The sequence below is a fragment of the Nostoc sp. genome (assembly GCF_036916735.1).
Lineage (GTDB): Bacteria > Cyanobacteriota > Cyanobacteriia > Cyanobacteriales > Nostocaceae > Nostoc.
Window position 1 is genome coordinate 94,343 of sequence record NZ_JBALFV010000025.1, and the last position, 26,518, is coordinate 120,860.

General features: G+C 40.0%; 20 protein-coding genes and 1 pseudogene. 15 read left to right on the forward strand and 6 right to left on the reverse strand.

Going from position 1 to position 26,518, the window contains the following annotated elements:
* Positions 1–241: 241 nt before the first annotated feature.
* A complete protein-coding gene (locus V7L20_RS06375; RefSeq protein ID WP_334743247.1) occupies positions 242–568 on the forward strand; it encodes an STAS domain-containing protein in 327 nt (108 codons plus the stop codon).
* On the opposite strand, the gene V7L20_RS06380 is transcribed toward V7L20_RS06375, so the two are convergent.
* The 3 genes from V7L20_RS06380 to V7L20_RS06390 all read right to left on the reverse strand — a co-directional run bounded on the left by V7L20_RS06380 (position 569) and on the right by V7L20_RS06390 (position 3,695).
* Positions 569–1,705 carry a PP2C family protein-serine/threonine phosphatase gene (locus V7L20_RS06380; protein WP_334743248.1) on the reverse strand — a complete coding sequence of 379 codons (1,137 nt, stop codon included), beginning with the start codon at positions 1,703–1,705 and terminating at the stop codon, positions 569–571.
* Positions 1,706–1,859: 154 nt separating this feature from the next.
* Entirely contained in the window at positions 1,860–2,627 is a 768-nt protein-coding gene (locus V7L20_RS06385) for a DUF1350 family protein (protein ID WP_334743249.1), read from the reverse strand.
* Positions 2,628–2,975: 348 nt separating this feature from the next.
* Positions 2,976–3,695, reverse strand: a complete 720-nt coding sequence (locus V7L20_RS06390) for a hypothetical protein (RefSeq protein WP_334743250.1) — start codon at positions 3,693–3,695, stop codon at positions 2,976–2,978.
* A 1,074-nt stretch (positions 3,696–4,769) separates the two neighbouring features.
* On the opposite strand from V7L20_RS06390, the gene V7L20_RS06395 reads away from it, so the two are divergent.
* The 9 genes from V7L20_RS06395 to V7L20_RS06435 all read left to right on the forward strand — a co-directional run bounded on the left by V7L20_RS06395 (position 4,770) and on the right by V7L20_RS06435 (position 17,410).
* Positions 4,770–5,333, forward strand: a complete 564-nt coding sequence (locus tag V7L20_RS06395) for a pentapeptide repeat-containing protein (protein WP_334743251.1) — start codon at positions 4,770–4,772, stop codon at positions 5,331–5,333.
* 159 nt (positions 5,334–5,492) lie between these two features.
* The gene (locus V7L20_RS06400; RefSeq protein WP_334743252.1) at positions 5,493–6,677 is read left to right on the forward strand and encodes a M20 family metallopeptidase; all 1,185 of its coding nucleotides are present in this window, start codon (positions 5,493–5,495) and stop codon (positions 6,675–6,677) included.
* 1,225 nt (positions 6,678–7,902) lie between these two features.
* Positions 7,903–9,693, forward strand: coding sequence for a translational GTPase TypA (typA, locus tag V7L20_RS06405; RefSeq protein WP_334743253.1), 1,791 nt, complete (start codon positions 7,903–7,905; stop codon positions 9,691–9,693).
* 218 nt (positions 9,694–9,911) lie between these two features.
* Positions 9,912–11,576, forward strand: coding sequence for a DUF4435 domain-containing protein (locus tag V7L20_RS06410; protein ID WP_334743254.1), 1,665 nt, complete (start codon positions 9,912–9,914; stop codon positions 11,574–11,576).
* Between the two features lie 366 nt (positions 11,577–11,942).
* Positions 11,943–12,530, forward strand: a complete 588-nt coding sequence (locus V7L20_RS06415; protein WP_334743255.1) for a Uma2 family endonuclease — start codon at positions 11,943–11,945, stop codon at positions 12,528–12,530.
* Positions 12,531–12,869: 339 nt separating this feature from the next.
* Entirely contained in the window at positions 12,870–13,280 is a 411-nt protein-coding gene (locus tag V7L20_RS06420) for a hypothetical protein (protein ID WP_334743256.1), read from the forward strand.
* Between the two features lie 573 nt (positions 13,281–13,853).
* The gene (locus V7L20_RS06425; RefSeq protein ID WP_334743276.1) at positions 13,854–15,305 is read left to right on the forward strand and encodes a glycoside hydrolase 100 family protein; all 1,452 of its coding nucleotides are present in this window, start codon (positions 13,854–13,856) and stop codon (positions 15,303–15,305) included.
* 188 nt (positions 15,306–15,493) lie between these two features.
* Positions 15,494–16,930: a 16S rRNA (cytosine(967)-C(5))-methyltransferase gene (locus tag V7L20_RS06430; RefSeq protein WP_334743257.1), complete on the forward strand. Its 1,437-nt coding sequence runs from the start codon at positions 15,494–15,496 to the stop codon at positions 16,928–16,930.
* Between the two features lie 57 nt (positions 16,931–16,987).
* Positions 16,988–17,410: a tellurite resistance TerB family protein gene (locus V7L20_RS06435; protein ID WP_334743258.1), complete on the forward strand. Its 423-nt coding sequence runs from the start codon at positions 16,988–16,990 to the stop codon at positions 17,408–17,410.
* A 54-nt stretch (positions 17,411–17,464) separates the two neighbouring features.
* Here the strand turns inward: V7L20_RS06435 and psb35 are convergent, their stop codons facing one another.
* Entirely contained in the window at positions 17,465–17,692 is a 228-nt protein-coding gene (gene psb35, locus V7L20_RS06440) for a photosystem II assembly protein Psb35 (protein ID WP_229495704.1), read from the reverse strand.
* Positions 17,693–17,881: 189 nt separating this feature from the next.
* Positions 17,882–20,157: pseudogene (locus tag V7L20_RS06445) on the reverse strand (transglycosylase domain-containing protein).
* A gap of 351 nt (positions 20,158–20,508) precedes the next feature.
* Here V7L20_RS06445 and folK point away from each other — a divergent pair.
* The 5 genes from folK to V7L20_RS06470 all read left to right on the forward strand — a co-directional run bounded on the left by folK (position 20,509) and on the right by V7L20_RS06470 (position 24,779).
* Positions 20,509–21,042 (forward strand): 2-amino-4-hydroxy-6-hydroxymethyldihydropteridine diphosphokinase, encoded by a 534-nt coding sequence (folK, locus tag V7L20_RS06450; RefSeq protein ID WP_334743277.1) that lies wholly within the window; start codon positions 20,509–20,511, stop codon positions 21,040–21,042.
* Between the two features lie 68 nt (positions 21,043–21,110).
* A complete protein-coding gene (locus V7L20_RS06455) occupies positions 21,111–21,659 on the forward strand; it encodes an NUDIX hydrolase (RefSeq protein WP_334743260.1) in 549 nt (182 codons plus the stop codon).
* A gap of 189 nt (positions 21,660–21,848) precedes the next feature.
* Entirely contained in the window at positions 21,849–21,992 is a 144-nt protein-coding gene (locus V7L20_RS06460; RefSeq protein WP_334743261.1) for a hypothetical protein, read from the forward strand.
* A 645-nt stretch (positions 21,993–22,637) separates the two neighbouring features.
* Positions 22,638–23,447 carry a prohibitin family protein gene (locus V7L20_RS06465; RefSeq protein WP_334743262.1) on the forward strand — a complete coding sequence of 270 codons (810 nt, stop codon included), beginning with the start codon at positions 22,638–22,640 and terminating at the stop codon, positions 23,445–23,447.
* 657 nt (positions 23,448–24,104) lie between these two features.
* Positions 24,105–24,779: a hypothetical protein gene (locus V7L20_RS06470; protein WP_334743263.1), complete on the forward strand. Its 675-nt coding sequence runs from the start codon at positions 24,105–24,107 to the stop codon at positions 24,777–24,779.
* Here V7L20_RS06470 and V7L20_RS06475 read toward each other — a convergent pair.
* Positions 24,766–26,307, reverse strand: coding sequence for a phytoene desaturase family protein (locus V7L20_RS06475; protein WP_334743264.1), 1,542 nt, complete (start codon positions 26,305–26,307; stop codon positions 24,766–24,768). The two genes, V7L20_RS06470 and V7L20_RS06475, sit on opposite strands and share 14 nt — an antisense overlap.
* Positions 26,308–26,518 lie beyond the last annotated feature (211 nt).

The window sequence follows — 26,518 nt, forward strand, 5'->3', positions numbered from 1 at the left end:
TCTGTTATTTTTAGTCAGTCACTTGCTACTAATCAGACAATATTTAGTTAAATAAAAATTAGTTTTTGATTAACAAATAATATAAATATGTTTAGATTTTCTTATTCTCGGAGTACTTATCAATAAGTCTTCAGTAGCAAACTATCATTTTTTATTGTAAGCATTTTTAAATTTTCTATGATGGGTATATAATAGCAAAATCTAAGAAAGCATCATTTACACAAATCAACATGACATAATTATGATAGAACAAGTGAAAATTATTAAGCTCGTCGGCAATTTAAACGCCACAACTTCACAAGACTTTCGACAAAATATTACTGAAAGTTTAAAAGTTGGTACAAAAATTGTGTTAGTTGATTTCCAAGATGTAACATTTATGGATAGTTCCGGTTTGGGAGCTTTAGTATTAGCTTTTAAAACCTTACGTGCAGCAGATACTAAGCTTGTTCTATGCTCAATTAATGAGCAAGTCAGGATATTATTTGAACTGACTAATATGGATAAAGTATTTGAAATATTTCCTAGTCAAGACGCATTTAATCAGGTTTTAGTCTCAAATACTTAATTAATCAAACTTAATTTGCAAGATAGATAAATCATCATCAAAAGCATCTTTGGAGTTCAGAGCGATTAAATAACTCAGTACGTGATCGAGTTGGCAATCAACGGGATTTTGTAAGCTAACTAGTAACTGAATAAAAGCATCCAAACTCCAAAGTATGCCATCTGATTTAGTGATTTCATAAGCACCATCACTAAAAATGTAAAGAGTACTGAATTTTTCAATATTGCAAAATCCATCAACATATTTTGCTTCTGGAAACATCCCAACTGGCATACCGGGGGTTTTCAAAAGTTGAACTTTAGACTTTCTTGGAGATGTGCCAGTTACTAGAACTGCTGGTGGATGACCTGCACTAGCATAAATTAACTGGCCGTTGGTTCGGTTGTAAACTCCATACCAAATCGTAAAGTATTTGTCATTTTGATAATTCATCTGAAAGGTGTCATTCAAAGCCTTCAACACATCGCTAGGTTGATAATAATTTAGGTCTTTGAGCGCACGGGAACGCAGTAGATTTAGGACTGAAACAGACGGAAGAGTAGCTTTGAGTCCATGCCCGGCAGTATCAAGTAAGTAAATTGCTAGATAATCAGCATCAAGCCAATAGTAATCGAAACAGTCACCACCGAGTTGCCGCGAGGGAATGAATCGGAAATTTATATTGAAGGGTTCAGTCATGGCAAAAGGCAGTAGCGATCGCACATATTCTGCGGCTTCTGACATTTCTGATTCTAAAAGCAACTTTTGAGCCTGCAAATCTCTACTCAACTGATGCAGACGTAATCCCGCTCTTACCCGTGCTTGTAATTCATTATGCTCGATAGGTTTAGAAATAAAATCATCAGCACCAGCATCTAGACCTTTGACGCAATCAGCAACTGAATCTAAAGATGTTAATAAAATAAAGAATGTGGTGGAAAATTTGGGATCTTTCTTAATGTGGTGGCAGACTTCCAGACCAGTTAACCCCGGCATGATCCAATCACAAATAATTAGTGCTGGACGATAAACCAGTGCTTTTTCTATTCCTTCTTCACCGCTACTGGCAGTAACTACCTCATAACCCTGTTTTTCCAGCATCCTTTTCAAAAGTATTTTTATTGAATAATCATCATCGATTATTAATATTTGAAACATAGAAGGTTTAATATACACTAATTAATAAATTGCTGTAAAAATAGAATATAAAAATATTTTATGGGCTAATGAGTTAGTAATATATGTATATTAATACTACTAACTCATTTTTATTTTTTTGTCGAATTCATGACTTTTCAATAGCCATAAAACATTATGGGGGCGCAACAGGGTTCACCCACAACAGGATAGTATTTTTTAGCTGGTTCAAGTCGCGGTATGCTTCTTGTTTGAACCATTGCCCTAAGGCATCAAAGGCGGTGAAAGATGTTCCAGTTTGCCATTTAATGTCTTGACCTAGAGGTGTTGTATGAGTTCCTGGTAAGGTTTGTGTTGTCACCATTTGATCAAAGCGTTCTTGTAAGATTTTGGTTAAAGCTGCAGATTGGTCAATGGTGTCATTGCTAAATTTTATTAATAAATTGCGCCTGATGTCATAACGCTCTTGGATAAGTTGGTTGGTTTCTAATGGTGACGGGGTAAACTCGATTTTCAAAGTAGAATTGAATTGTTCTACTAAGGGGATAGCTTCTTTAGCGGCGTAGTTGTTGAAGGATATTAAAATATTGCCTGCACGTTCTACTTTAAAGAGGCTACCAATCAGCAAGTGAAGTTTACAGCCCATACTGTGCCCAATGCCGTAAATAGGGTAGTAAAGCTTGCTTAATGCACCAGAATCGTGTAAACGTTCGAGGGTGCGGTCAAAATTTAGCAGCACAGATTTTGCGATCGCAGTATGATCCAATGTGTTGACGAAAGGCGTAGCAATTACAACATAACCTTTACTTGCCAATTGTTCGAGTAACCAGCGATAAGTGATGTGCGGTGCAGTGGCGACAAATGCACCTCCTAAAAAATGGATGATACCTATGGGATTTCGGGGAATGATTACCCAGTTGCCTCTAACTTCTTTCCAGTCCATGCTGATAAGCGATCGCTTGCTTGATATTCTTTATGTTAGACCGGCGATCGCAACCCTGGGAAAGATTATAGAAAAAGCCACTGAGGATATCTGGTGAGTAGGTTGGAAGTCAATAAAAGGAAAAGGGCAGTTTTTGATGAGAGCAGGGGGGAATCCCCATACATAAATTTAGGGCTGCTAAACCAAGGATGTATTATTTCTTGTGCTACACATCTCGAAATAAATATTTTTACTTTTGGGCATAAATAAATTTATTTGCTCTCAAACCCTTGTGGCAGTTTAATTTAAATCTCTTTCCTCCAGCAAAAACCCCCTGTCTAGAAAGATCATTACGAATTACGAATTATCTTAACGCTGAGTCTGTAATCTTTTCATTTCGTGTTGCACATCTAATGCAATCTGTAAAGCTTCATTGAGTAATCTTCCATGCTCAGTAGCCTGTTCATTTACTTGCATGGCTGTTAAGGTTGCTAAATTGTTGACGAATAGCTCTGTATTACTAAGGATAAAGCTTTTATTTTCTCTCAAAATTCTTTCTGTCTTCAAAGCGCGAACTAAATCTGATTTGGTGAGCTTTAGCGCTTCAATAACATTCTCTCTTTCCTTTATAAGCACTTCTGGATTACCTGCTTCTTCTATTTGGTCATTGATATCTATTGCTTTAATAACAGTATTATATCTTTCAACATCGCTTAACAGAATTTGCAGAGAATTTGTCATGTTATATTTAACAATTTTACTTCTACTTTTCCAGATTAAATATAATATAATTTGTGTAAAACCACCAATCCAAAGACATAAGATAATTAATAATGTCCAGGATGAAATTGTTATCCATGATACAAATAGTTTTATAAAAATATCAAATAAAAGATAAGCAAAAACAAATAAAGAAAACCCAATAAAAATTACAGTTGCTCCTTCGGAGCTTTTAATTTTTTGAATGTATATTTTTACTAGTTTTCTCAGAGGGTTTGTAATGATTAAAAGTTGATTATTGACAGGTAAATTAGTCAGCTTTTGCAGTTCCTCCTGACTAATTTCCAAGCCCTGTAAATCATCCCGCACAGCTTTTTAATCCTTGCCAGAATAGTTGTTTAATCTAATATAGCAATCAATTTTCTGGAATGCTGGTATTTTGTCTAAACTTTTTCAAGTAAGTTAATACTGTTAGGCAAGTCCCAGATTTTTTGTACAACATGATACTCTTTTTTTAGATAACTATTTATACTATAAGAGTAAAAAAAGCGAAAATAAATCAATTGCCTGTAAATGCAATGAAAATTTAACCTAGTTTGGGGGTTTGAGTTACATAGCTTCTATCAAGCAGCGCGAATGGAAACCTAAATCTAAATCCCCGTCACAAAACGTAATTCCAAATTGCGTAAAGCCTGCGGCATAGCTTTGCTTAGAGCGTAGCGGGGCGTTCGCTTTTAGTGTATCCAAAAGTTGCCCATTGCAAATTGGTTTAATAGGTTATTGTCTTGCTAAATAAACATTTCCAACTACAATAAACAATTAAGATAAAATTCCGCAACAACTGAGATTTTGCAACATTCTCGATTAGTATCATCGTCCACCTAGAAATAAATTTTAGCGGATTAGAGCTACTGTCCACTCAAGTGGACTAAAACCTTTGTTCAGTCTTTTTTAATCTCTGTTATTGCATTACCTGCTTTTCTCACAAGCTTGAGGTGCAGAGGTGTAGAGGGGCAGAGGGGAAAGAACTTGTACAAGAACTCTCCCCCTGCTCCCTTGCCCCCCTGCGACCTCAATGTGCTTGCTTAAATAATTAACAGTTAATCCAATGTCCAAAAACAAGATCCCCCTAGTCGTGTTTTTCATCGAGCTAGGGGGATCACATATATAGTAGTCTATAAGAGATTCGGTATAGTTCCTTACGACTTGATTCTATAGCCTATATTTCAGTTTGAGTAGTCTTACCATTAGAATTTATAGTATTTTTACAGCTTCTTAATCAATGCTTCATCCCTGTTGTTCCTTGGAGAGGCAGTATATGTAAGTATGACAGTACGCAATATGCGTCACTTGTCATTTTTGTGGATATCTGTAAAAAGATATGTAACTATGGCAATACATAATATGTGTCACTTGTGATTTATTGTGATATCTGTAAAAAATATGAAACTTAAGATTGTTGCTACCGTTGCCCTGTTAGCTTGTTTTGGGTTTGCAGAGCAAGCCCTTGCATTAAATCAGCTAGATTTGGATCAGCTCAAGGCAACAAGTACCTGTCCTAGATGTAATTTGAGTGGTGCTGACCTTACTACACTGAATCTAACTGGAGCAAATTTGCGGGGGGCTGACTTGAGTGGTGCTACATTATCTCAAGCTAATCTTACAAATGCCGATCTTACTGGTGCAAATTTAGAAGGTGCGGTTTTAAATTCGGTCAATCTCACTGGTGCTTCCTTGACAGGTGCAAATTTGAAATCAGCATCTCTGGAAAATGCCGATCTGTCTAATGCCGGTTTCATCAGCGCTAATTTGGAAGCAGCAAACTTAAAAGATGCCAAATTGCAGTTTACCAATTTTCGGGGGGCTAACTTCCGACTAACAACTATGGCTAATGGTGTCGTTACCTCCGACAAACCCTATAGCTGGTCGTTAGAACGTCAAAATCTTAGAGCATGTAACGAGTTTAAGCCCGAAAATACCTTAGGCACAACCTGTTATTCAAAATAAACTCAGAGTAGGGAATGGGGCATTGATTATTTCTCCCTTATCTACCTCATCTTTCCCTGCTCGTCGGCTTCTTGCTTGGCTTATCGTTGTATAGCAAAAGCATTTTATTTGTTAACAGTTCTTTATCATGGGAAAAAAGCCTATAGATTAATTAAATCGATGCTTACCCGTATTAAAGACTTAGCAGCAAAACTAGCGCCCCGCTTAATTGAAATTCGCCGCCACATCCACTCTCACCCAGAACTCAGCGGCCAGGAGTACCAGACAGCAGCTTTCGTGGCTGGTGTTTTGTCTTCCAGTGGTCTGCACGTACAAGAAGGAGTTGGCAAAACGGGCGTCATTGGAGAACTACAAGGTACTAGCCAAAATGAACGTTTATTGGCAATTCGCACAGATATGGATGCCTTGCCAATTCAAGAGGGCACTAATTTAGAATATGCCTCTCGTGCAAATGGTATTATGCACGCTTGCGGTCACGATGTCCACACCACAGTGGGGTTAGGAACGGCAATGGTGCTATCTCAAGTGGCACAGGAGTTGGGTGGCAAAGTGCGGTTTTTATTTCAACCAGCGGAGGAAATTGCTCAAGGGGCAAGCTGGATGGTGAAAGATGGAGCGATGGAAAACGTCTCAGCTCTATTAGGGGTTCATGTTTTCCCTTCTATACCCGCAGGATCTATTGGCGTGCGTTATGGGGCTTTGACAGCCGCTGCTGATGATTTAGAGATTCTGATTATGGGAGAATCTGGGCACGGGGCGCGTCCCCATGAGGCGATTGATGCAATTTGGATTGCTTGCCAAGTGATTACTGCACTGCAACAAGCCATTAGCCGGACACAAAATCCTTTGCGTCCTCTAGTCTTGAGCATAGGGAAATTTAATGGTGGCAGAGCGCCAAATGTAATTGCTGATAAAGTGCAGTTATTGGGAACCGTGCGATCGCTCCATCCCGAAACCCGTGCCTATCTCCCCAACTGGATTGAAAACATTGTATCTAATGTTTGCCATACCTACGGGGCAAAGTATCAAGTCAATTATCGCCAGGGTGTACCCAGCGTCCAAAATGATTACACCTTGACGCAATTGTTGCAATCAGCCGCAGAAGAAGCTTGGAGTAGCGATCGCGTTCAAGTCTTACCCGAATCCTCCCTTGGATCTGAAGATTTTTCTATTTATTTGGAACACGTCCCTGGTTCGATGTTTCGCTTGGGTGTAGGCTACAAAGAAAGAATGATTAACTACCCATTACACCATCCCCAATTTGAAGTCGATGAATCTGCCATTCTCACCGGTGTTGTAACTATGGCATACACCGCTTATAAATACTATCAGCAAAATTTGTAAACAAAAACTCCCAGCGCTTATTTATGTGCTGGGAGTTTTTGTTTAACTAACTTTTTTTAGCGGATATAGAAAGTCCGAAAATCCTAGTTATCCTCGGCAAAGTGTTCGTAATTCTTATTGATATAACCTTGGCACATAGATTAGGGAGATTCCATCTTTCTTTTGAGCGATCGCTTTCAAAACTCAGGGTAGATAAACAAAAACTTTTGTTCCGATTTATATTTTTATATAGATATTATTTAAATCTGCATTCTATTCACAGATAGATAAAGTTAAAATTATAGTTTTATAGTTTATTTATCCGTTTGATTCCTTTTTCAAGGGTCAAAAGGATAAGCTAGTATTTGTTGAATTGAAATTTTGATTAGTGCCAAAATCTTAATTCAACATATAATAATTAATTGGCAAAGTTACGCCTTAGTTAGGAATAACGTAACCAGCAATACCTTCAAACATATACCCATTTCTACCACCCAACTCACTAAAATTAGTAGTGTAGAAGTAGTCTGTATCTGCTGAACTATAATATTATCTATATTCATATCTTGCACCTTTACGTACAACCACAGGTAAAGTAAAAAGATGCGCGATAAAGCTACCTCATTTTTATCGCTGACTCAAGGATTTTATTTTTTTACTGCATAATAAATTACATCAATTTTTATTGGTGCAAGATGTATGTTAAAATGTAGTTAAAAATCGTGATGAAAAATACAATTTTTTAAACCTGTTTTTACCACTTTTAAATTGCTGTCCTAATGCTTAAGTAATTATTCAAAATTTCAAAATACCGATATCAATTATTGATTAAATTAAATTAATCTACGCAAGAGAAGATATTTAAGTACACAGTTTCATAAATTTGTGACCAATTGAGAGTTTAGTTTAAAGGCAGAGGGGTGCAGAGTTTGTTAGAGTCTATTCGCTACGAACTTAGGCAAAGCTGTATTTAGAAGTTTTAACCATAAATTTATTTACTCTTCAACTACCTAAGTTAATTTTTCTAAGTAGATCGCGTAAATAATTAAATATCAAGCAGATGATTCAGGCTGCCTAACTTTCTGCGTTATGCCGCGTTTACAAACCTCACCGCAATTGTGACAATTACGCTATAATTGTTAAAGGTTCTTTACAGAATTTGCCGATCATCCTCAATTCTGTTAAAACAGCCTAGCATTCAAATGTAAATCTTATAAACCCCCTGTAGAGTTCACTAAAAGCTTCTATGACGCTCCCAATTCGCAACGTCGCCATTATCGCCCACGTTGACCACGGCAAAACCACGCTGGTTGACGCACTCCTCAAACAATCCGGCATTTTCCGCGAAGGCGAAGACGTTCCGGATTGCGTTATGGACTCCAACGCCCTAGAACGGGAACGGGGTATTACTATTCTGTCCAAAAATACGGCGGTTCGTTACAAAGAAACACTAATTAATATTGTTGATACTCCGGGACACGCTGACTTTGGTGGCGAAGTTGAACGGGTACTCGGCATGGTTGACGGATGTCTGCTGATTGTCGATGCGAACGAAGGCCCCATGCCCCAAACACGCTTTGTTCTGAAAAAAGCTTTGGAAAAAGGGCTGCGCCCCATCGTTGTAATCAACAAAATTGATCGTGGACAAGCTGACCCCCACGTTGCTGTTGATAAAGTATTGGATCTGTTCTTGGAATTAGGAGCAGATGAAGACCAGTGTGATTTTCCTTATCTATTTGCTTCTGGAATGGGAGGTTTTGCTAAGGAAACTTTAGAAGCAGAATCGGTAGACATGCAACCTCTGTTTAACGCGATTCTGAAACATGTTCCATCACCAGTGGGCGACAGCAATAAGCCTTTACAATTACAAGTCACAACCCTAGATTATTCTGAATATCTGGGACGGATTATCATTGGCAGAATTCACAATGGTACTATCCGCTCAGGACAACAAGCGGCTTTGGTAACAGAAAATGGCACCATTGTCAAAGGTAAAATTACCAAGTTGATGGGCTTTGAAGGACTTAAGCGCGTAGACCTGGAAGAAGCAACCGCAGGTTATATTGTGGCGGTGGCTGGTTTCGCTGATGCTTATATTGGGGAAACGATTACTGACCCCAACGAACCCCAAGCTTTACCACTAATTAAAGTGGATGAACCAACCTTGCAAATGACCTTCTGGGTGAATGATTCGCCCTTTGCTGGTCAAGAAGGTAAATTGGTGACATCAAGACAAGTACGCGATCGCCTTTTCCGCGAACTTGAAACCAATGTGGCTTTACGTGTCGAAGAAACCGATTCTCCCGATAAATTCCTCGTTTCCGGTCGTGGAGAACTCCACCTGGGTATCTTAATTGAAACCATGCGCCGCGAAGGGTTCGAGTTTCAGGTATCTCAGCCACAGGTAATTTACCGCGAAGTCAGTGGTCAACCTTGCGAACCTTATGAACTCTTGGTGTTAGACATTCCTGTTGATGGTGTAGGTAGCTGTATTGAACGCCTGGGACAACGCAAAGGCGAAATGCAAGATATGCAACCAAGTAGTGGCGATCGCACCCAGTTAGAGTTTGTCATTCCCGCCCGTGGACTAATTGGTTTCCGGGGTGAATTCATGCGGATGACTCGTGGTGAAGGCATCATGAACCACAGCTTCTTAGACTACCGTCAACTAAGTGGTGACATTGAAGCCCGTAACAAAGGCGTTTTAATCTCCTTTGAAGAAGGCGTTTCTACCTTCTACGCCATGAGGAACGCCGAAGATAGAGGAGCATTCTTTATTACTCCCGGTACAAAGGTTTACAGAGGCATGATTGTAGGCGAACACAATCGTCCGCAAGATTTGGAATTGAATATCTGTAAGACCAAACAGTTAACCAACCACCGCGCGGCTGGTGGCGATGAATTGGTTCAGTTGCAAGCCCCGATAGACATGAGCCTAGAGCGTGCTTTGGAATACATTGGCCCCGATGAATTAGTGGAAGTTACACCCCAATCGATTCGTCTAAGGAAGATGTCGAAGAAGTTGGCGAAACGGTAAGCAAAGCAATAACTTAATTGATTTGCAAAGCCCACGCAAGTGGGCTTTTTGTTTTTTATTTATCTTGGATTACGCATCTACATGATTTTAGAGAATGATATCCAGAAAAATTATGGATATGATTTTTAATAGAGTGTATATACGGTAATTTTACGTGTAATAGCTACTTAGGCAGTGTAAACTCGTTAACATTAACTCATATATTGAATTAGCTCATTATGCAAACAGATATTAACTTGCTCGGAACCCGCAGCCTGAGTCTGCCATCAACGATTTCAAATTCTCAGGCTTCGACAGAAGTACAAGTTAAATCGAGTGTTGTCATAGTTGGGGCTAACGGTTCAGGTAAAACACGTTTTGGCGCTTGGGTTGATTTGGAATCACCACAAAAATCTTTGGTACACCGAATTGGAGCGCAAAAATCCCTTTCGATACCAGAATCCTGTTCTACTTCTTCGATTGATGCTGCTGAAAATAACCTTCGTTATGGCTATTATCAGCATAATATAGAGCCTGAACAGTTAGAAAATTACAAAATTGGACATAGATGGCAGTCTAAGCCCAGTACATTTCTTCAGAGTGATTATGATAAATTGCTCACCTATTTATTTACAGAAGAGTTTGATAAAAGTACGAAATATCGGCAACAGAGCAGAATTAAAGGGCAACCAGAAATACCTCCAGAAACTAAGCTTGATATCATCAAACGCATTTGGGAGTTTGTTCTTCCACATCGTGAGCTTATTATTGGCGCAGGAAAAATAGAAGCCCGCCCTAAAAATGGTGGAACTTCGTATCATGCCTCTGAAATGAGTGATGGAGAACGCGTAATCTTTTATCTTATTGGGCAGTGCCTTGCTGCTAAAGAAAACGGCATATTAGTTATTGATGAACCTGAACTTCATCTACATAGAGCATTACAAAGTAGTTTGTGGGATGCAGTCGAAGCTGAAAGACCAGATTGCATATTTGTATATTTGACCCACGACTTGGATTTTGCAGTAACTCGCGTGAGTGCTACAAAAATCTGGCTTAAGAGCTATAACAGCAATCAGTGGGATTGGCATTTAATTCCTGAGAATGAAGATATTCCTGAACGGCTTCTTCTAGAAATTCTAGGAAGCAGAAAACCGATTTTATTTGTCGAAGGTGATAGAAATAGCTTGGAGTACTTCTTCTTCTCGCATTTGTTTAAAAATTATACTGTGACTCCATGTGGTGGTCATGAAGAAGTGATTCATTCAACTTGCTCATTCTTGAAACTTAAAACTCTCCATAATCTTGAATGCAAAGGAATTATTGATCGTGACTTTAGAACAGATGAACAAGTCCAATATTTAAAGCAGCGAGATATATTCTGTCTTGATGTCTCAGAAATTGAGAATCTTTTTCTTTCAGAAGATGTATTGCGTACTGTGGCAATAGACTTAAACAGACCTGAAGATGCAAATAGCCTCGTTGAGCAAACCCAGAAATTAGTATTTACTCACATGGAAAAAGAAAAGGAACGTCTTGTATCTGCTATTGTTGCAGCTCGTATTGAAGAAAATTTCTTAAAATTCAACGCCAAAGCTGTTGGAGAGTCAGAACTTGTAAAAGCATTGAATGATATGGTTAGCAGTATAGATATTCCGTCTTTATATGCAGAGACAAATAATTTAGTAGATTCTATCCTAATCCAGCAGAATTATCCCGCTGCACTACGCCTGTACAACAATAAAGGCTTGTTGCCTCAAGCATCTAGTATTTTTGGATTCAAGACTAATAAAGATAGCAACGAGTTAATGAACTATATAAAACGGCTGGTTAAAAGTAAGAAAAGTGAAAGGATTATAAGGGCATTTAAAAAATCAGTTTCTGAGTTGGCAGACCTAACTTTTTAAATTTTTTGGTATAAATTTAAAGTCCTGTATCTGCTGAGAAGCGATTGCTCAAGACAAGTTAAGGCTTCAGCCTATACTATAAACAGGGCAAACGCATCATGTCAACAAGACCCTTTTATTATCAATAAGCTGAAAAATAGTCGCATTAATTACTGCTTATTGACAAAGCTTTTGGCGATCGCTTTAGGCTTAGAAAACAAATCAAACGAGAAATGCAGATTTTTTCTTTGGTTTTTAAGATTGGTCGTGATCAGGAGTAATTTAGATGCGTTTGCCCTGATACTATAAAGGCAAAGCTACAACAATCTTAATCTTAAAATGTTACTTGTTCCAAAGACTGACCCGCTTTTACTTATAATCCGAATTATGAAAAATATTGGGTTGACGCAAGGAAAAATTACAGTTCCAGAAATCACCACTCTAGAAGAGTTCTTAAAACTTCCATACATTGAGGAGTCACCAGCTTGGGAATATATTAACGCAGAGGCAATTCAGAAACCAATGGGAGGGGCTAAACACAGTTTATTGCAAAAACGTTTAGTTACAGCAATTGATGCATTGGGCAGTAACTACGAAGCCTTTCCTGAATTGCGCTGTACCTGCGGTAATCGTTCAGTAGTTCCTGATGTAGTTGTTATTTCTACCAATCAACTCCCACTGGATGAAAACGGTGAAATTATCAGCAGTGGTATTGATTTTGCACCCGCTTGGGTAATAGAAATTCTTTCTCCGGCTCAAAGTCAAACTAAAGTAACTGGAAATATTTTACACTGTTTGAGAAATGGCAGTCAGCTAGGATGGTTGATTGATCCAAGTGAACGTTGTATTTTAGTTTATCAGCCTAATTCTTTACCAGATTTATTATCAGGACAAGATATATTACCAGTGTTAGAAGATTTGAATTTGACGCTTTCTGTTAATGAAGTCTTTGCTTGGTTACAGAGGAAAGTTTGACAGCAACTCACAATCACCAAAAAATCAGCATCTTGTGTGAATATGACTTACTGTGTTTCCTAAATAAATCCTAACTGAACGAAAAAGCAGGGTATTTTCTACAGATTATTAGATGATGGTATCAAAATTCTACTGGTTGTGAGTGGTCGTCGTAACTTTCCGTCTCTTTTTGAGGAATCCAACTAAAAGTTTTTTAGCCAAGCGCGATCGCCATTGCCACATTCTCATAAAATGTGATGTCTACGACGGGCTATTCGGCGTCGCCCCTGCCGTACATTTAGTCAAATTTTTGAGTAAAAATTCAAGAGAACTGAAAAAGGATTATTCCCATGACTATTTGTGAAACTGCGATGCCTTCGGCGAGCTTCGCTAACGCAAAATTGTAGCATCAGCCCTGATGGAAAAACTCTCGCCAGTGCCAGCAGAGACGGTATTATCAAATTTTGGAACCTTTACACTGAGGAACTACTACAAACTCTCTCTGGTTGTAGTCCTGTTGCTTTCAGTTCTGATGGCAAGACGCTGGTAAATGGCGGTAATGGCGGAAGCATCAAAATTTGGAGTCAAATACCAAGCTTTGATAAATTTAATCTTGATGTACTATCTGGGGAATGGTCGGAAGTCTTGAGTGTAAATCAGAGCGATCGCCCCAAAGATGTCAAACTTGCCTACCTTCGATTAGCAAGATTGTATCATCATGATATCAACAGTTCTGTGATTGCAAAAGCTTCAATGCAAGCAATTAATTAAGCTTATAAAGAATTCCAAGAGTAGTTAAACGCTCACAAATGTCAGTAAGGTAAAATATATAACTCTTGAGAAGTATTGACATCTGAACTTTTCAAGTATTTATCTTGCATATTTTGAAAAAACGTTATAAATTATTAGTTTATAGGGGAATAATCTGATCTCTTAGTGTCAAAAACTAATCCTGCTCAAGTAAATATACTGCAATCAGTTTTAACTTCATGCAAATCTTAAACAGCACTGAAGATATATTTTTATTTGATAAAGCAAAGATTCTGTATATTAAACAGAACAATAAATAATCTAAAAATATATCTTGTGTAACTGTTTTTAAAATCATGTTACTGCTTGCGGTGATAAATAACTAAAATTCACCAGAAGAGTAATCTATTATAAGCAAATTAACTAGCAATAAAGCTGCATGAGTCAGCAGATTTATTTGTTTTGAGTTGATTAATTTATCTCCAAATTATATTTGCTATTCAAAGAATCGTTTTTGTTATGCTGAAAATGGCAAAATAATAAATGAAGACGCATCTACCACAAATTCACAATCCAAATGGAGCTATTCTGGCGATGCACATAAACGAATTGGAAACTACTGAAAATTTCAAAGAAGTTGAAGAGGCGTGGCGAACACTAGAAAAATCAATTCTCTATTATCAGGGGCGTCCCGTTGGGACAGTAGCCGCTTATGATGCATCTGTAGAGGCGCTCAATTATGACCAATGCTTTGTTCGAGATTTTGTATCTTCAGCTCTAATTTTTCTGATCAAAGGTAGAACAGATATTGTTCGTAATTTCTTAGAAGAAACCTTAAAGTTACAACCTAAAGAAAGGGCATTAGATGCCTATAAACCTGGACGAGGATTAATCCCAGCTAGCTTTAAAGTTGTATCAGATAATGGACAAGAATATTTAGAGGCTGATTTTGGTGAACATGCGATCGCTAGAGTTACACCTGTAGATTCTTGCTTATGGTGGATTATTTTATTGCGTGCTTATGTAATGTCCACAGAAGATTTTTCTTTAGCATATCAACCTGAATTCCAAAATGGCATCAGGTTAATTATGGAAATCTGCTTGGCAAATCGTTTTGATATGTACCCAACGCTGTTGGTTCCAGATGGTGCTTGTATGATTGACCGTCGGATGGGCATTTATGGGCATCCTATAGAACTACAAGTTCTCTTTTACACGGCATTGCGTGCATCTCGTGAACTGCTAATTTGCCAAGGAAATTCTGATATTGTTGCAGCCATTGATAACCGTTTGCCTCTTTTATGCGCTCATATTCGCCAGCATTATTGGATAGATATTAATCGCCTGAATGCAATTTATCGCTTCAAAAGTGAAGAATATGGTAAGGGTGCTGTTAATCTGTTCAACATATATGTAGATTCTGTTCCCTATTATGAATTAGATAAGTGGTTGCCAAAAAAAGGTGGTTATTTAGCAGGTAATGTCGGGCCGTCGCAGCTAGATACTCGCTTCTTTTCGCTCGGAAATTTAATGGCAATTATTTCAGACTTAGCCACTGAAGAACAGTCACAAGCAATTATGACTCTCATTGAAGAACGATGGGATGATTTGGTGGGAGATATGCCAATGAAAATTTGTTTCCCAGCTTTGGAACATGAAGAATACAGAATTGTAACTGGATGTGACCCCAAAAATATCCCCTGGTCGTATCATAATGCTGGTAGTTGGCCAGTTTTAATGTGGATGTTAGCGGCGGCGGCGGTGAAAACTAACAGAACAAGTCTTGCACAAAAGGCTATTGAAACTGCCCAAGGTCGCCTCAGTACAGATGAATGGCCAGAATATTACGACGGTAAGAAAGGGCGACTAATTGGCAAACAAGCTCGAAAATATCAAACTTGGACAATTACTGGGTTCTTATTGGCAAAAGAATTGATGGCAAACCCCACTTATTTACCATTAATCAGTTTTGGCAAATTACCAGCAGAACAGGTTTCTAGAGCATGTGAGCTTGAAATCGCCACTGTAGACCCGTATATGCAATAATTCGTAATTTATAATTTATAATTCGTAATTAAAAGACAGTTCCAAACAGGAATTTAGACTCGGACTGAAACAAAACTACCTATAAACAAGAGAAAATTAAATCCGACAATTACGAATTACGAATTACGAATTAGTAAAGAGTTGGGAGTTAGAATACAAAAGCCTTTTGACTCCTGAATCAAGTTTCCATGACAAACTCCCGTCAACTAGCTTTTATTGCCCTGCGAGATGTTCATAAGGGGGCTTATGCTGATATTGCTCTAGATAGAGTGCTGCAAAAAGTTAATTTGGCTGATAGCGATCGCCGCTTGCTGACAGAATTGGTTTATGGCAGCGTCAGAAGGCAGCGCACGCTTGATACTCTCATTGATCAACTTGCTAAAAAGAAATCTCATCAACAACCACAAGACCTCCGCACTATTTTACATCTGGGTTTCTATCAACTGCGTTATCAAGAGCGTATTCCCCCCTCAGCTGCTGTTAACACCACCGTCCAACTCGCTAAAGAAAACGGTTTTTCTGGACTCACGGGTTTTGTTAACGGTCTATTACGCCAATATCTTAGAAAAGCAGGGGAAGCAGGGGGAGCAAGGGGAGCAGGGGAAGCATGGGAAGCAAGGGGAGAAAGCAGTCCCTTATCTCCCTCATCCTCCTCATCTCTCCACACCGATCCGTTACAACTTCCAGAAAACCCAGTGGAACGCTTGGGTATTTTACACAGCTTTCCTGATTGGATTATTCAAGTCTGGTTAGAACAACTGGGTTTGGTTGAGACAGAACAATTGTGTGAATGGATGAACCAATCACCAACAATCGACTTGCGTATCAACCCACTTCGCACTTCCATCGAAGAAGTTGAGGCGGCTTTGCAATCTGCTGCTATTTTGGTGAGACAAATTCCTCATTTACCCCAAGCTTTACGATTGATTGGTAGTGCTGGGTCAATTCAAAAACTACCTGGTTTCAAAGAAGGTTGGTGGACTGTACAAGATAGTAGTGCCCAATTGGTAAGTCACTTGCTTGACCCCCAACCAGGTGAGTTGGTAATTGATGCCTGTGCTGCACCAGGGGGTAAAACAACCCACATCGCTGAGTTAATGGCGGATAAGGGTAAAATTTGGGCTTGCGATCGCACTCCTTCTCGTCTTCGCAAACTCCAACAAAATTCGGGGCGGCTAAATTTACAATCCATTCAAACTTACACTGGTGACAGTCGTCACTTCAACCAATTTCAAAATACCGCAGACCGCGTATTGCTTGATGCTCCATGTTCTGGTTTGGGAACTATGCACCGTCATGCTGATGCTCGTTGGCGACAGACACCAGAATCTGTCCGGGAACTTTCGGTACTGCAAAAAGAATTATTAACACATACATCAACTTTTGTCAAACCTGGTGGTGTACTAGTTTATGCCACTTGTACATTGCATCCAGCAGAAAACGAAGAAGTAATTTCGGCATTTTTAGCTGGGTCACCCGATTGGCAAATTGAGTCTCAGAGCGGCGTTGAGTTGCCTACTTCTGCACATAGCACGCCTCAAGGTTGGTTTCAAGTCTGGCCCCATAGACAGGACATGGATGGCTTTTTTATGGTGCGCTTAAGAAAAACCAATGATTCCGAATGAATACTGTTTAGGATTGTACGATTTGGTGGAGGCCTGAATCTACCAGAGGAGGCAGCAATGGTTACCCCTAACAATGTCAAAAACTTAGTTAAAATCCTGATTGGAGCCGCCTGGATCGATGGCAGAATCCAACCAGAAGAACGGCAATATCTCCGCGAAATCGCTCAAGCAAAAGGTTTAGCTAACGATCCAGAAATTAAGCCTTGGCTGTACGAATTAGTTCCTGTACAGCCAAAAGAATGCTATGACTGGGTGCGGGAGTATTTAGGCGATCGCCCCAGTCATGAAGATTGTGAAAATCTAATTGAAGCCATCAGTGGCTTAATTTATAGCGATGGCGAAGTTGCCGTCGAAGAAGCCAGACTCCTGACCCAATTGCAGGATATAGCCAAACCGAATGATTCAACTCAACCAGCTCATACTGCACTTCTTAAACAAATTCAAAAGCTTTATCGGCGTTGGGTTGACGTGCAAAACTAATCATAGTCAAAAGTGCATAGTCTAATAACTAATGACTAATGACTAATGACTAAATTATGACTTCGGATCGCCCAGACCCGGAGTTTCTTCTTTATCAACCTTAGGCACAAAATCAGGACGTTCTTTGCTTTCCCAACCTGCGGGACGTTTAGAGTTGTACCAAGCTATTGAACCAATGGTTACAGCAGCAATAAAACCAACGACATACACTAAGGTGAAAGCAAAAGGAAACTGACCACCACCTGTTGCAACTGAATCTGCTGCCTGCATCAATATATGCATGAGTATATTCTCCAATGTTAAGTAACACTACTTGACACACTATAGAATGAGGAGCGTATCACTTAACATCCCTCTGGAGTTTAGTTTCAGCAACTTCATATTGCATAGAAAAGTCGATGGGGAGCAGGGGGCAGGGCAAGAGGGGAGAATTACTCCTAACTCAGCACTGTTTTGCCCAATGCTCACTTCTCAATTAGAAGGTCTAAGTCTATCCCGCCAGGATGGTTGTGATGATGAAGAATCTGAAGAACCGGAACTATTTGCCGGAGGCAATGATCGCCTAGTTCTTCGAGGCGGGGGAGAGGAATCAGATTGTACTCTTGTAGATCGTCGCCGTGGAGGAGATGATTCTGAGGAAGAGTTATTGGAACTTGATTTTTCGGTGCGATCGCGCCTTCTCCGTCTTGGGGTATAATCGCTCGATTGCTGTTCTTCTTGAGAATAGCTCCTTCTTCTATGTCTCCTAGATGAACCACTATCTTCAGAATTAGAATTTCTAGCAGTTTCCCTTTGGCCTTCTGAGTCATCATCATCTGAAGAAATAGAATGATTCAGCACTTGTTTGGGCTTGAGAGGCTGGGCTTTGATAATGCCTTTACGACCTTCTAACTTGGGACGTTTGGGAAACTTTTCTACAGGCATCCCCTCTGCCGCTTTTTCCATAAATTCGTGCCAGGTGTAAGCAGCACTACCACTACTGCCATCTGTGGGGTGGTTATCATCGTTACCTAGCCAAACGCCTGTTACCATCTGGGGAATGTAACCAATAAACCATAAATCGCGGGCTTCGTCGGAGGTGCCGGTTTTGCCTGCAACTGGTCTATTACCTAATTGAGCAGCAGCACCAGTCCCCTCTTCTACGACGTTGCGTAACATCCAAGTCATGATGGCGGCACTGTCAGCGTCAAGGGCCCGTTCTGGCTTGAAATTAGCTGACCAGATCACCTTGCCTTGACGGTTGAGGATGCGGGTAATACCATGAGGTTCTGAATGCAATCCCTGAGTGGCAAAACTGCCATAGGCGCTAGTCAACTCTAGCAAATTCACTTCATTTGAGCCAAGAGCCAAAGAATAGGTAGGCTTGAGTTCAGATTTTATTCCCATATCATGGGCAAGTTTAATTGTTGGCGTAAATCCCACATCAATCAACACCTTTACCGCAATAATATTAACAGAGCGGGTGAGGGCATCTCTCATGTTCATTGAACCGTGGAAGTTTTCGCTGTAGTTTTTCGGTTCATAACCATCTACGACAAAGGGCGCATCCTCGTAGCTATCATACGGGCTTTTACCGCTAGCGATCGCAGTAGCATATACAAACCCTTTAAATGTCGATCCTGGCTGCCGTTGTGCTTGAGTAACCCGATTAAACTGGTTTTTACCAAAATCTTTTCCCCCAACCATTGCCTTAATTTCACCGTTGCGGGGGTCAATGGCTACCATTGCTCCTTGCTTAAAGTTCTCCCAGCTTCCTTGATTTCGCAGCGTTTTGGCAACTGCCTCTTCTGCGACTTTCTGCCAAGTCGGGTTCAGCGTGGTTTCTACTACTAATCCCTCACTTTTTAGCACGTTAGGAGAAACGTACTTCGGCAATTCTTTTTGGATGTAACTGGTAAAGTAGGGTGATTCTACTTCCAGTCGCTTGGGTAAACTGCTTTTGAGAATCAGTGGTTCTTGGACTGCTGCCTGCCTTTGTTCTGGCGTAATTATTTTATCTTCTTGCATCCGTTGCAATACCAAGTCCCGCCGCCGTTTTGCCGCTTCAGGATTCTTGTCTGGAGCGTATAAGCTAGGAGCAGGTGCTAATCCAGCAATCGTTGCCATTTGGGCTAAAGAAAGCTGGTCTGGCGTTTTACTAAAGTATACCCAGGATGCATCTGCCACACCATAAGCTCCACCTCCCAAATAAACCAGATTTAGGTAACGCTCTAAAATCTGATCTTTGGTTAATTCATTCTCCATTTTTTGTGCTAGGCGGACTTCCTTGAGTTTGCGCCAGACCGTCTGTTCTTGTTTCAAAAACAGAATCCGCACTAGCTGTTGGGTGATGGTGCTACCACCTTCAACCACACCTTGCGATCGCAAATTATTCAAACCCGCTCTCACAATCCCTTGGGGATCGAATCCATTGTGTTGCTTAAATCTTCTATCTTCTGAGGCGATGAAAGCTTTTTTTAAATTATCTGGTATTTGTTCCAGCTTTAGCTGTTCTCTACCCGTTTCACCTTGTTGTTGTAATATGGTTCCATCAGCAGCTTTGATGGTCAGTGTTTGTTCTCGAGCCACGGCATTCAACTCGGACTGATCTGGCAAAGTCCGATCTATTAAACTGATGCCGTAAATAAAGGCGACTATCCCACCACCTAAACCCAAGCCTGCCCAAAACCAGATGCGACGATAGAGTGGTTTACCGCGACTTGCCTGATTAGCTTTCATCCTAGATGGAAAAATTTTCATTTGCTCAGTAACTGCCTCGCCTGCGCCAGATGTGCTGGTGGTAAGCTCTCATTTGTTCCTCCTTGCCAGAGTCACTCAAATTAGTTGGTCTTCGCTTGAACCAGGAGATAAGCTTCCCCACGTCAGTTCCTCGCTCAAAGTAGTAACTGTATAACCACCATTAATCAGCTTTGGGGTTATAGCACTACCTCTGTGTTAGTATAATATCCTATAAATAATTAACTAAATTTACTATAAGAAAATAATCTCTTTTAAATTTGGTTAATTGGGTTTTGTAAAAAAATTGCAATTTTGATAACTATATCGGAATATAAAAATTATTGGCATTTTCTGTAACAGGTATACCTGAGTATCCGAGAATACATACTAAAAACAGCTTATTTAAGGCAAGCTACGCTGAAGTAGAGCTAAAAAGAAGCGCCGTTGCCCTTGGTAGTAATATCGGCGATTCCCAAACAATTTTAGAAGCAGCTATAGAAACTTTAGCCCAAACGCCAGGTATTGTCTTAGAAGCCAAATCCAATTGGTACCAAACCAAAGCCGTAGGGCCACCACAACCAGATTACCTAAATGGCTGCGTCACATTGCAGGTAGAAATGCTACCCCAGCAGCTATTAGAAATTTTGTTAGGAATTGAACAACAATTTGGGCGTGTGCGTCAGGAACGCTGGGGCCCACGAATCCTGGATTTAGATTTGTTATTATTTGATGACATTGTTATGGATACACCCAATCTCCAGATTCCGCATCCACGAATGCGGGATCGTGCCTTTGTCTTAGTTCCACTGGCGGAAATTGCCCCAGATTGGATAGAACCAGTATCCGGGTATGTTATTAAAGAACTGGTGAAAGAGGTAGACTGTTCTGATGTACATTTATTGATGGGCAATTAAAAATACCATCCTTAAACGCAGAAGAACGCTGATTCCACCTCTGTATTCACAGATAATCAGATTTTATTATGCCATTAGGTAGAGAATTACCACAACTACTGAGACAACGCCTGTTTTATAAAGGACGCAAATTTGATTTTGAAGTTAATCGCTTGCGTTTGCCTAATAAATCAGAAGGAGAATGGGAATGTATTCGTCACCCTGGTGGCGCTCTAGCTGTGCCGATAACGCCAGAGGATAAACTTGTACTCGTGCGCCAGTATCGTTTTGCAATTCAGGGACGCATATTAGAATTTCCGGCGGGAACTGTGGAAGCAAATGAAGAACCTTTAGAGACGATACAGCGTGAAATCGAAGAAGAAACTGGCTATAGTGCCAAAAAATGGGACAAATTAGGCGAGTTTTTCCTAGCTCCCGGCTATTCTGATGAAATTATCTATGCTTTTCTGGCGCGAGATTTGGAAAAGCTGGAAACACCACCACCACAAGATGGAGACGAGGATATCGAAACTGTGTTTTTGACTCCCGAAGAATTAGAGAAGGCGATTTTGGAGGGAGAACCGATAGATGCTAAATCAGTTTCTAGCTTTTTTATGGCGCGTCCGTTTTTAATTTAATACGAATATGCTGCTAGAGTTAGCGATGCCTACGGCGGTCACTGAGCTTTGTTGTTCGCACAGCGTCTCGTAGAGAAGTGCGGGCTACGCCTATACGGATACTTACGGTGCAAGCTTTGAATATGCAGACGAGATAATGAACATTCGCGTTTTCGACTCAATCTAGGCAGCTACACCGACGAAACCCAGATGAGCATTGCGATTGCTGAAGTCATTGTTGCTCAAGCACCGTGGACGGCAGAAATTTTAGCCGATGATTTCGTTAGAGTCTTAAAACGCGATGAGAAACTAAGGTTATCCTCAATGCTTGTACCATTTTCTCAGAGAAATTAAAGATGAGGAAGAGTTTTTAATCAAAATTAACCTTGATCAGCTGATGCGCGTCTAGATTGTACATTGCAATTGTTAAGACTGTCATGCAGTCAATGGTCATCTGTCCTTTGAAATACAAATGACTAATGACAACCCTCTCCTGAAGGAGACGCTGTTGCTAGCTTGCTTGCCCAGAGGGGTACACGAGTAAATATACAATTTTATTTGCGTAACAGCTTAGTGACAATCGACTTAGATAAGCAGCTAATGAGTTTGGTAAACAAAAAGACGAGCTAAATGTAATACATGGGTTAGAAAAAGTGTGATTTGCCCTGCTTTACTCAATTAAAAGCAACTTACCTTTTCAAATACTACGGTTTTTAGATATTATTACAGTAACTTATGTAAATATAAAGCTATCCTAACTTTCAGTAGCTCCAAGTTAGGGTAATAAAGTACACATCATCCACCTAACTATATAGCTGTATATGCAACATATTAACTGCTCAATCAGGGACTTGCTATTTATTGGTAATACTGATTTGTTACCTTGTTTAAAGTGATATGAAAATTGACTTAGAGTCAAAGTTATAAGAGGATGACGGGAAGAAGCTTACAACTTCTAAATATGTGTCTCTATTCAAGATACACACATGTTTCAAATAGATGAAAAAAAATCCAACTTTTAACAGTGCCGGTAAACTGACTGCTCTTTTGTTCCTGATAACTCTCTTTCTCACGCCTTGTGTGATTGTAAATGCAGGTGAACGTGGTGTCTTGATGAAATTTGGCGAAGTACAAAACCAGATATTAGGAGAAGGACTTCACCTAATTATTCCTGTAGTTAATACTGTGAAAAATTTGAGTGTTCGAGTTCAAAATCAGGAAATTTCAGCTGAGGCTTCTTCTAAAGATTTACAAAATGTTTTCACTGATGTTGCTCTCAATTGGCATATTATCCCCCAGGAGGCAAATGCCATTTTTCAAGAAATTGGAGATGAACAAGATGTAGTTATTCGGATTATTAACCCAGCAGTTGAAGAAGTCTTAAAAGCAGTCATGGCAAAGTATACTGCTGAAGAAATTATTACTAAACGAGGAGAAGTCAAAGGTGGAGTAGATGATGCCTTGTCTACACGCTTGAGTAACTATCATGTTGCAGTTGATGATATTTCTCTAGTTCATGTCCATTTTTCAGAAAGATTTGGTGAGGCGGTGGAGGCGAAGCAGATTGCTGAACAAGAAGCAAAACGAGCAGAGTTTATCGCCTTGAAAGCAACAAAAGAGGCTGAGGCAAAAGTTAATTTAGCCAAAGGCGAGGCTGAAGCGCACAGATTATTACGTGATGGTTTAACTCCCGAAATTCTGCAAAGGCAAGCAATAGAAAAATGGAATGGCAAATTGCCATTAATTGTTAGTAAAGAGGCTCCAAAATTGTTTAATTTAAGTGAAATTTTAAAATTTGATAAAAATTGAGATTCTTTTTAAGGACTTACGCAAAAAGTACCAAAAAGCTTAATTTATCGAACCGCCAAGACGCCTTCTCTGCGAGAGGCTTCGCCAAGTATAGCGTTTCGTTAGAGAAGAATGCCAAGAATTGTAGAGTTTGCGTAAGTCTTATTTTTAAGAAAATATTTGCTTATACATAGATAGGGATGCACAGATGTACATCTAGAGCATCCCATTTTTGCGAAAATATCAAATCGCCAGTTCACCATTAAGACAGGGACAGCGCAGTTGTAGCATTTGTGTTACATGAGATTTACCTTATAAATAGTTTTTGAGATAGTGCTACACGTCTTAACATAAACTTTTCAATAATTCAAGATAAACCTTATGCTTAACCACATCAAAATTTTTAGGTTTAAAGCTAAATAATTAGTAGTAGACATAATTAAACGTAACTATATTTTTATGAATTTTTATACTTAATGCCTTATATTTCATACCTTATGCTTCCTCCTAACCAGTGATATTTATTTATCCCCATGCACCTAACTTTAGATTTTTAACTCTATGACTGAAATTTTGCTATTAGCTTGACGACTACTTCATATAAATTTTATAAAAGTTTTTTTAGTTTTATAACGAGCGGTTTTTAGATAAAATGAACTACTAAAAGAAGGAGAATATATGCGTTTTTTTCAATTATCAGGGATTCTTGCTTGTACAACAGCAGCTTTTATATCAATTGCACCTATAGAGGTAGAAGCTGCAACTTTTAAAGTGATATCTGGAGTCACTAGCATTGATCGTGACCACGAAGATATTCTTAGAAATATCGGACTAATCTTGACAGGTAGTAATAATACAGTCGCACCAATTCCCAGCAATTATTTAGTTGGCTTTAATATAGACTCAGCCACCAACTTCACATTCAGTGATGAAGGCGGTTTTACTCCGCTCTCAGGTACAATAGAGGGTACTGGGACTGTTACCTTCAACGATCAAATTACTCTGGGTGACTTTTCAATTGGTTTTGTTCCAGGACGTACCGTTAAAGATACTAGCGGATTTGTTTTAAGAGACACATTTTCTTTAAATACAATTTTGTTTGATTTGAGTCTTCCAGAACCTGTGGCATTTGATAATCAAAATTTAACCATCCCTGATGTTAAATTGCTGATTTCTCCAGAGTTTGCTAATATCCTGGAAAAACCTGAATTGACAGGTTTGTTTGCTGGAACTGCCCGAATTGATGCTAAAGTTGCTGCCGTACCTGAACCTAACAGTGTACTAGCAGTTTTGGCGGCAGGTGCGGCTCTGTTGGCAACTAGATTTTATACTCGAAAAATTAAATACACTTGATATCTTGAAGCATTGCTAAATGCTTATTAACAGGTGCAAGTGTATTGGCAGCAATCAACCCACTGGCGGCGACTGCTGGTAAACCAATGCCGGGAAATGTCGAGTCGCCACAGCACATCAGTCCTGCTAAAGGTGTGCTGGGGCCAGGAAACATAGCGCTTCCAGCCTGAATTGCTGGGCCGTAGGAACCTTGGTGACGGCGGAGATAACGTTCGTGAGTTAGAGGTGTACCAACAAGTGTGACTTCGCAACGAGAGCGAATATCTGGAATAATCCGTTGTAGCGCTTGCCACATTATTTCTGCACGCGATCGCTTTTTTTCGGCGTATTCTTGGTTCCTTCTATCCATTCCCTGCCAGATAGAGTATGGCTCATTACCAGGAGTATAAACATGAATTACGTGCTTACCAGGTGGTGCTAAAGATGGATCGAGAATTGAAGGAATTGAAATCACCACAACATTCTGAGGTGCTGTTATGCCCAATTCCCAGTTATTAACCACGATGTAATGACAGCGCAAATTTGACTGTAATCCTTGAGCATCAATGCCTAAATGTAGATGCATAAAGCTATCACACTCAGGCGTTGCTTGTCGTTTAGCCCGGTACTGTTTGGGTACTGCTTTTTCTGGTAATAACTTCAGTGTGTCCCAAACTGATGCATTAGAAATAACTGCCCGCCGCGCCCGAATTTCTTGGCGATCGCGCAGACGCACACCCACCGCCCGATTACCTTCCACAAGCACTTCTTCCACATGAGCGCTTAGAATCAACTTCCCACCGTGACGCTGCAATCCTTGTACAAGGGTGTCAACTAAAGCACCACTACCACCAATGGGATATTCAAGTATTGCATCTGGTCGATACCAGTCTGCAAACATAAATCCTACCTCTGCGGCGCTAGTGCCATCTGCTGGCAATCCAGAAAGCAGGAAACACAGCAAATTTAGCCAGTTTCGGGTAAACGGGTCTTTAACAACACCATCCATAATCCGGCTAAAGGGACCCGTCAGCTTAATTATATTTGCCAGATGTTTTGTCAGAGATGGGATAAACGGGCCGACAGTTCTAGCAGCACCAAAATCAAAGCGTAATGCCGCCGGTGGCATAGAAGTTGCTGCACTAGCGAATGGTTCCATAATGCGCTGGAGTTCCTGCCATTGGGCTACCGCATCATGTCCCCGGAATTTCATCAGCACTTCACAAAATTGCTCGGTACCAACCGACGTATCAAAATCGCCTTCTGGCACACAACAACCCCAAGTATCATAGGTTATGCATGGTAATTCCGAACCAATTGCATCTAACACTTGTCGCAGAGGGTTAGCAGAGGGGCTGTAAGACAATCCAGAGTAGAGAGACGGGCCTGAATCAAATTTGAAACCATTGCGCTCAAAAGCATGAGCAGCCCCTCCAGCGATGGAGTGACTTTCGCAGACTATTACATCAAAGCCATAGCGTGCCAAAACAGCAGCACAACTCAAACCGCCAATACCGCTACCAATGACAACTACATCTGTTACTTGCATATATGTTTGCAACAATGAATTAAAACAGTTGTGGAAACTTGGATAATATCATTCGCTTCTCTATCCATAAACCACTCTAATTGGTTAAGAAGCTGTTCCACATTTAACTTGCACAATTAGGGCGGGCAAGATGCCCACCCCACAAGAGTTATATTAATTTTGAATATGCAAACTAGATGTGGTTTAGCTTATCATCACAAACGATGGACAT

What these genes read in the sequence shown, in the direction of transcription:
- V7L20_RS06435 (WP_334743258.1), top strand. Translation starts at nt 16,988, where the DNA reads ATGGTTACCCCTAACAATGTCAAAAACTTAGTTAAAATCCTGATTGGA.
- V7L20_RS06460 (WP_334743261.1), top strand. Translation starts at nt 21,849, where the DNA reads ATGAGCATTGCGATTGCTGAAGTCATTGTTGCTCAAGCACCGTGGACG.
- V7L20_RS06395 (WP_334743251.1), top strand. Translation starts at nt 4,770, where the DNA reads ATGAAACTTAAGATTGTTGCTACCGTTGCCCTGTTAGCTTGTTTTGGG.
- V7L20_RS06375 (WP_334743247.1), top strand. Translation starts at nt 242, where the DNA reads ATGATAGAACAAGTGAAAATTATTAAGCTCGTCGGCAATTTAAACGCC.
- typA (WP_334743253.1), top strand. Translation starts at nt 7,903, where the DNA reads ATGACGCTCCCAATTCGCAACGTCGCCATTATCGCCCACGTTGACCAC.
- V7L20_RS06385 (WP_334743249.1), bottom strand. Translation starts at nt 2,627, where the DNA reads ATGGACTGGAAAGAAGTTAGAGGCAACTGGGTAATCATTCCCCGAAAT.
- V7L20_RS06415 (WP_334743255.1), top strand. Translation starts at nt 11,943, where the DNA reads ATGAAAAATATTGGGTTGACGCAAGGAAAAATTACAGTTCCAGAAATC.
- V7L20_RS06475 (WP_334743264.1), bottom strand. Translation starts at nt 26,307, where the DNA reads ATGCAAGTAACAGATGTAGTTGTCATTGGTAGCGGTATTGGCGGTTTG.
- psb35 (WP_229495704.1), bottom strand. Translation starts at nt 17,692, where the DNA reads ATGCATATATTGATGCAGGCAGCAGATTCAGTTGCAACAGGTGGTGGT.
- V7L20_RS06465 (WP_334743262.1), top strand. Translation starts at nt 22,638, where the DNA reads ATGAAAAAAAATCCAACTTTTAACAGTGCCGGTAAACTGACTGCTCTT.
- V7L20_RS06470 (WP_334743263.1), top strand. Translation starts at nt 24,105, where the DNA reads ATGCGTTTTTTTCAATTATCAGGGATTCTTGCTTGTACAACAGCAGCT.
- V7L20_RS06430 (WP_334743257.1), top strand. Translation starts at nt 15,494, where the DNA reads ATGACAAACTCCCGTCAACTAGCTTTTATTGCCCTGCGAGATGTTCAT.
- V7L20_RS06425 (WP_334743276.1), top strand. Translation starts at nt 13,854, where the DNA reads ATGCACATAAACGAATTGGAAACTACTGAAAATTTCAAAGAAGTTGAA.
- V7L20_RS06400 (WP_334743252.1), top strand. Translation starts at nt 5,493, where the DNA reads ATGCTTACCCGTATTAAAGACTTAGCAGCAAAACTAGCGCCCCGCTTA.
- V7L20_RS06380 (WP_334743248.1), bottom strand. Translation starts at nt 1,705, where the DNA reads ATGTTTCAAATATTAATAATCGATGATGATTATTCAATAAAAATACTT.
- V7L20_RS06455 (WP_334743260.1), top strand. Translation starts at nt 21,111, where the DNA reads ATGCCATTAGGTAGAGAATTACCACAACTACTGAGACAACGCCTGTTT.
- V7L20_RS06410 (WP_334743254.1), top strand. Translation starts at nt 9,912, where the DNA reads ATGCAAACAGATATTAACTTGCTCGGAACCCGCAGCCTGAGTCTGCCA.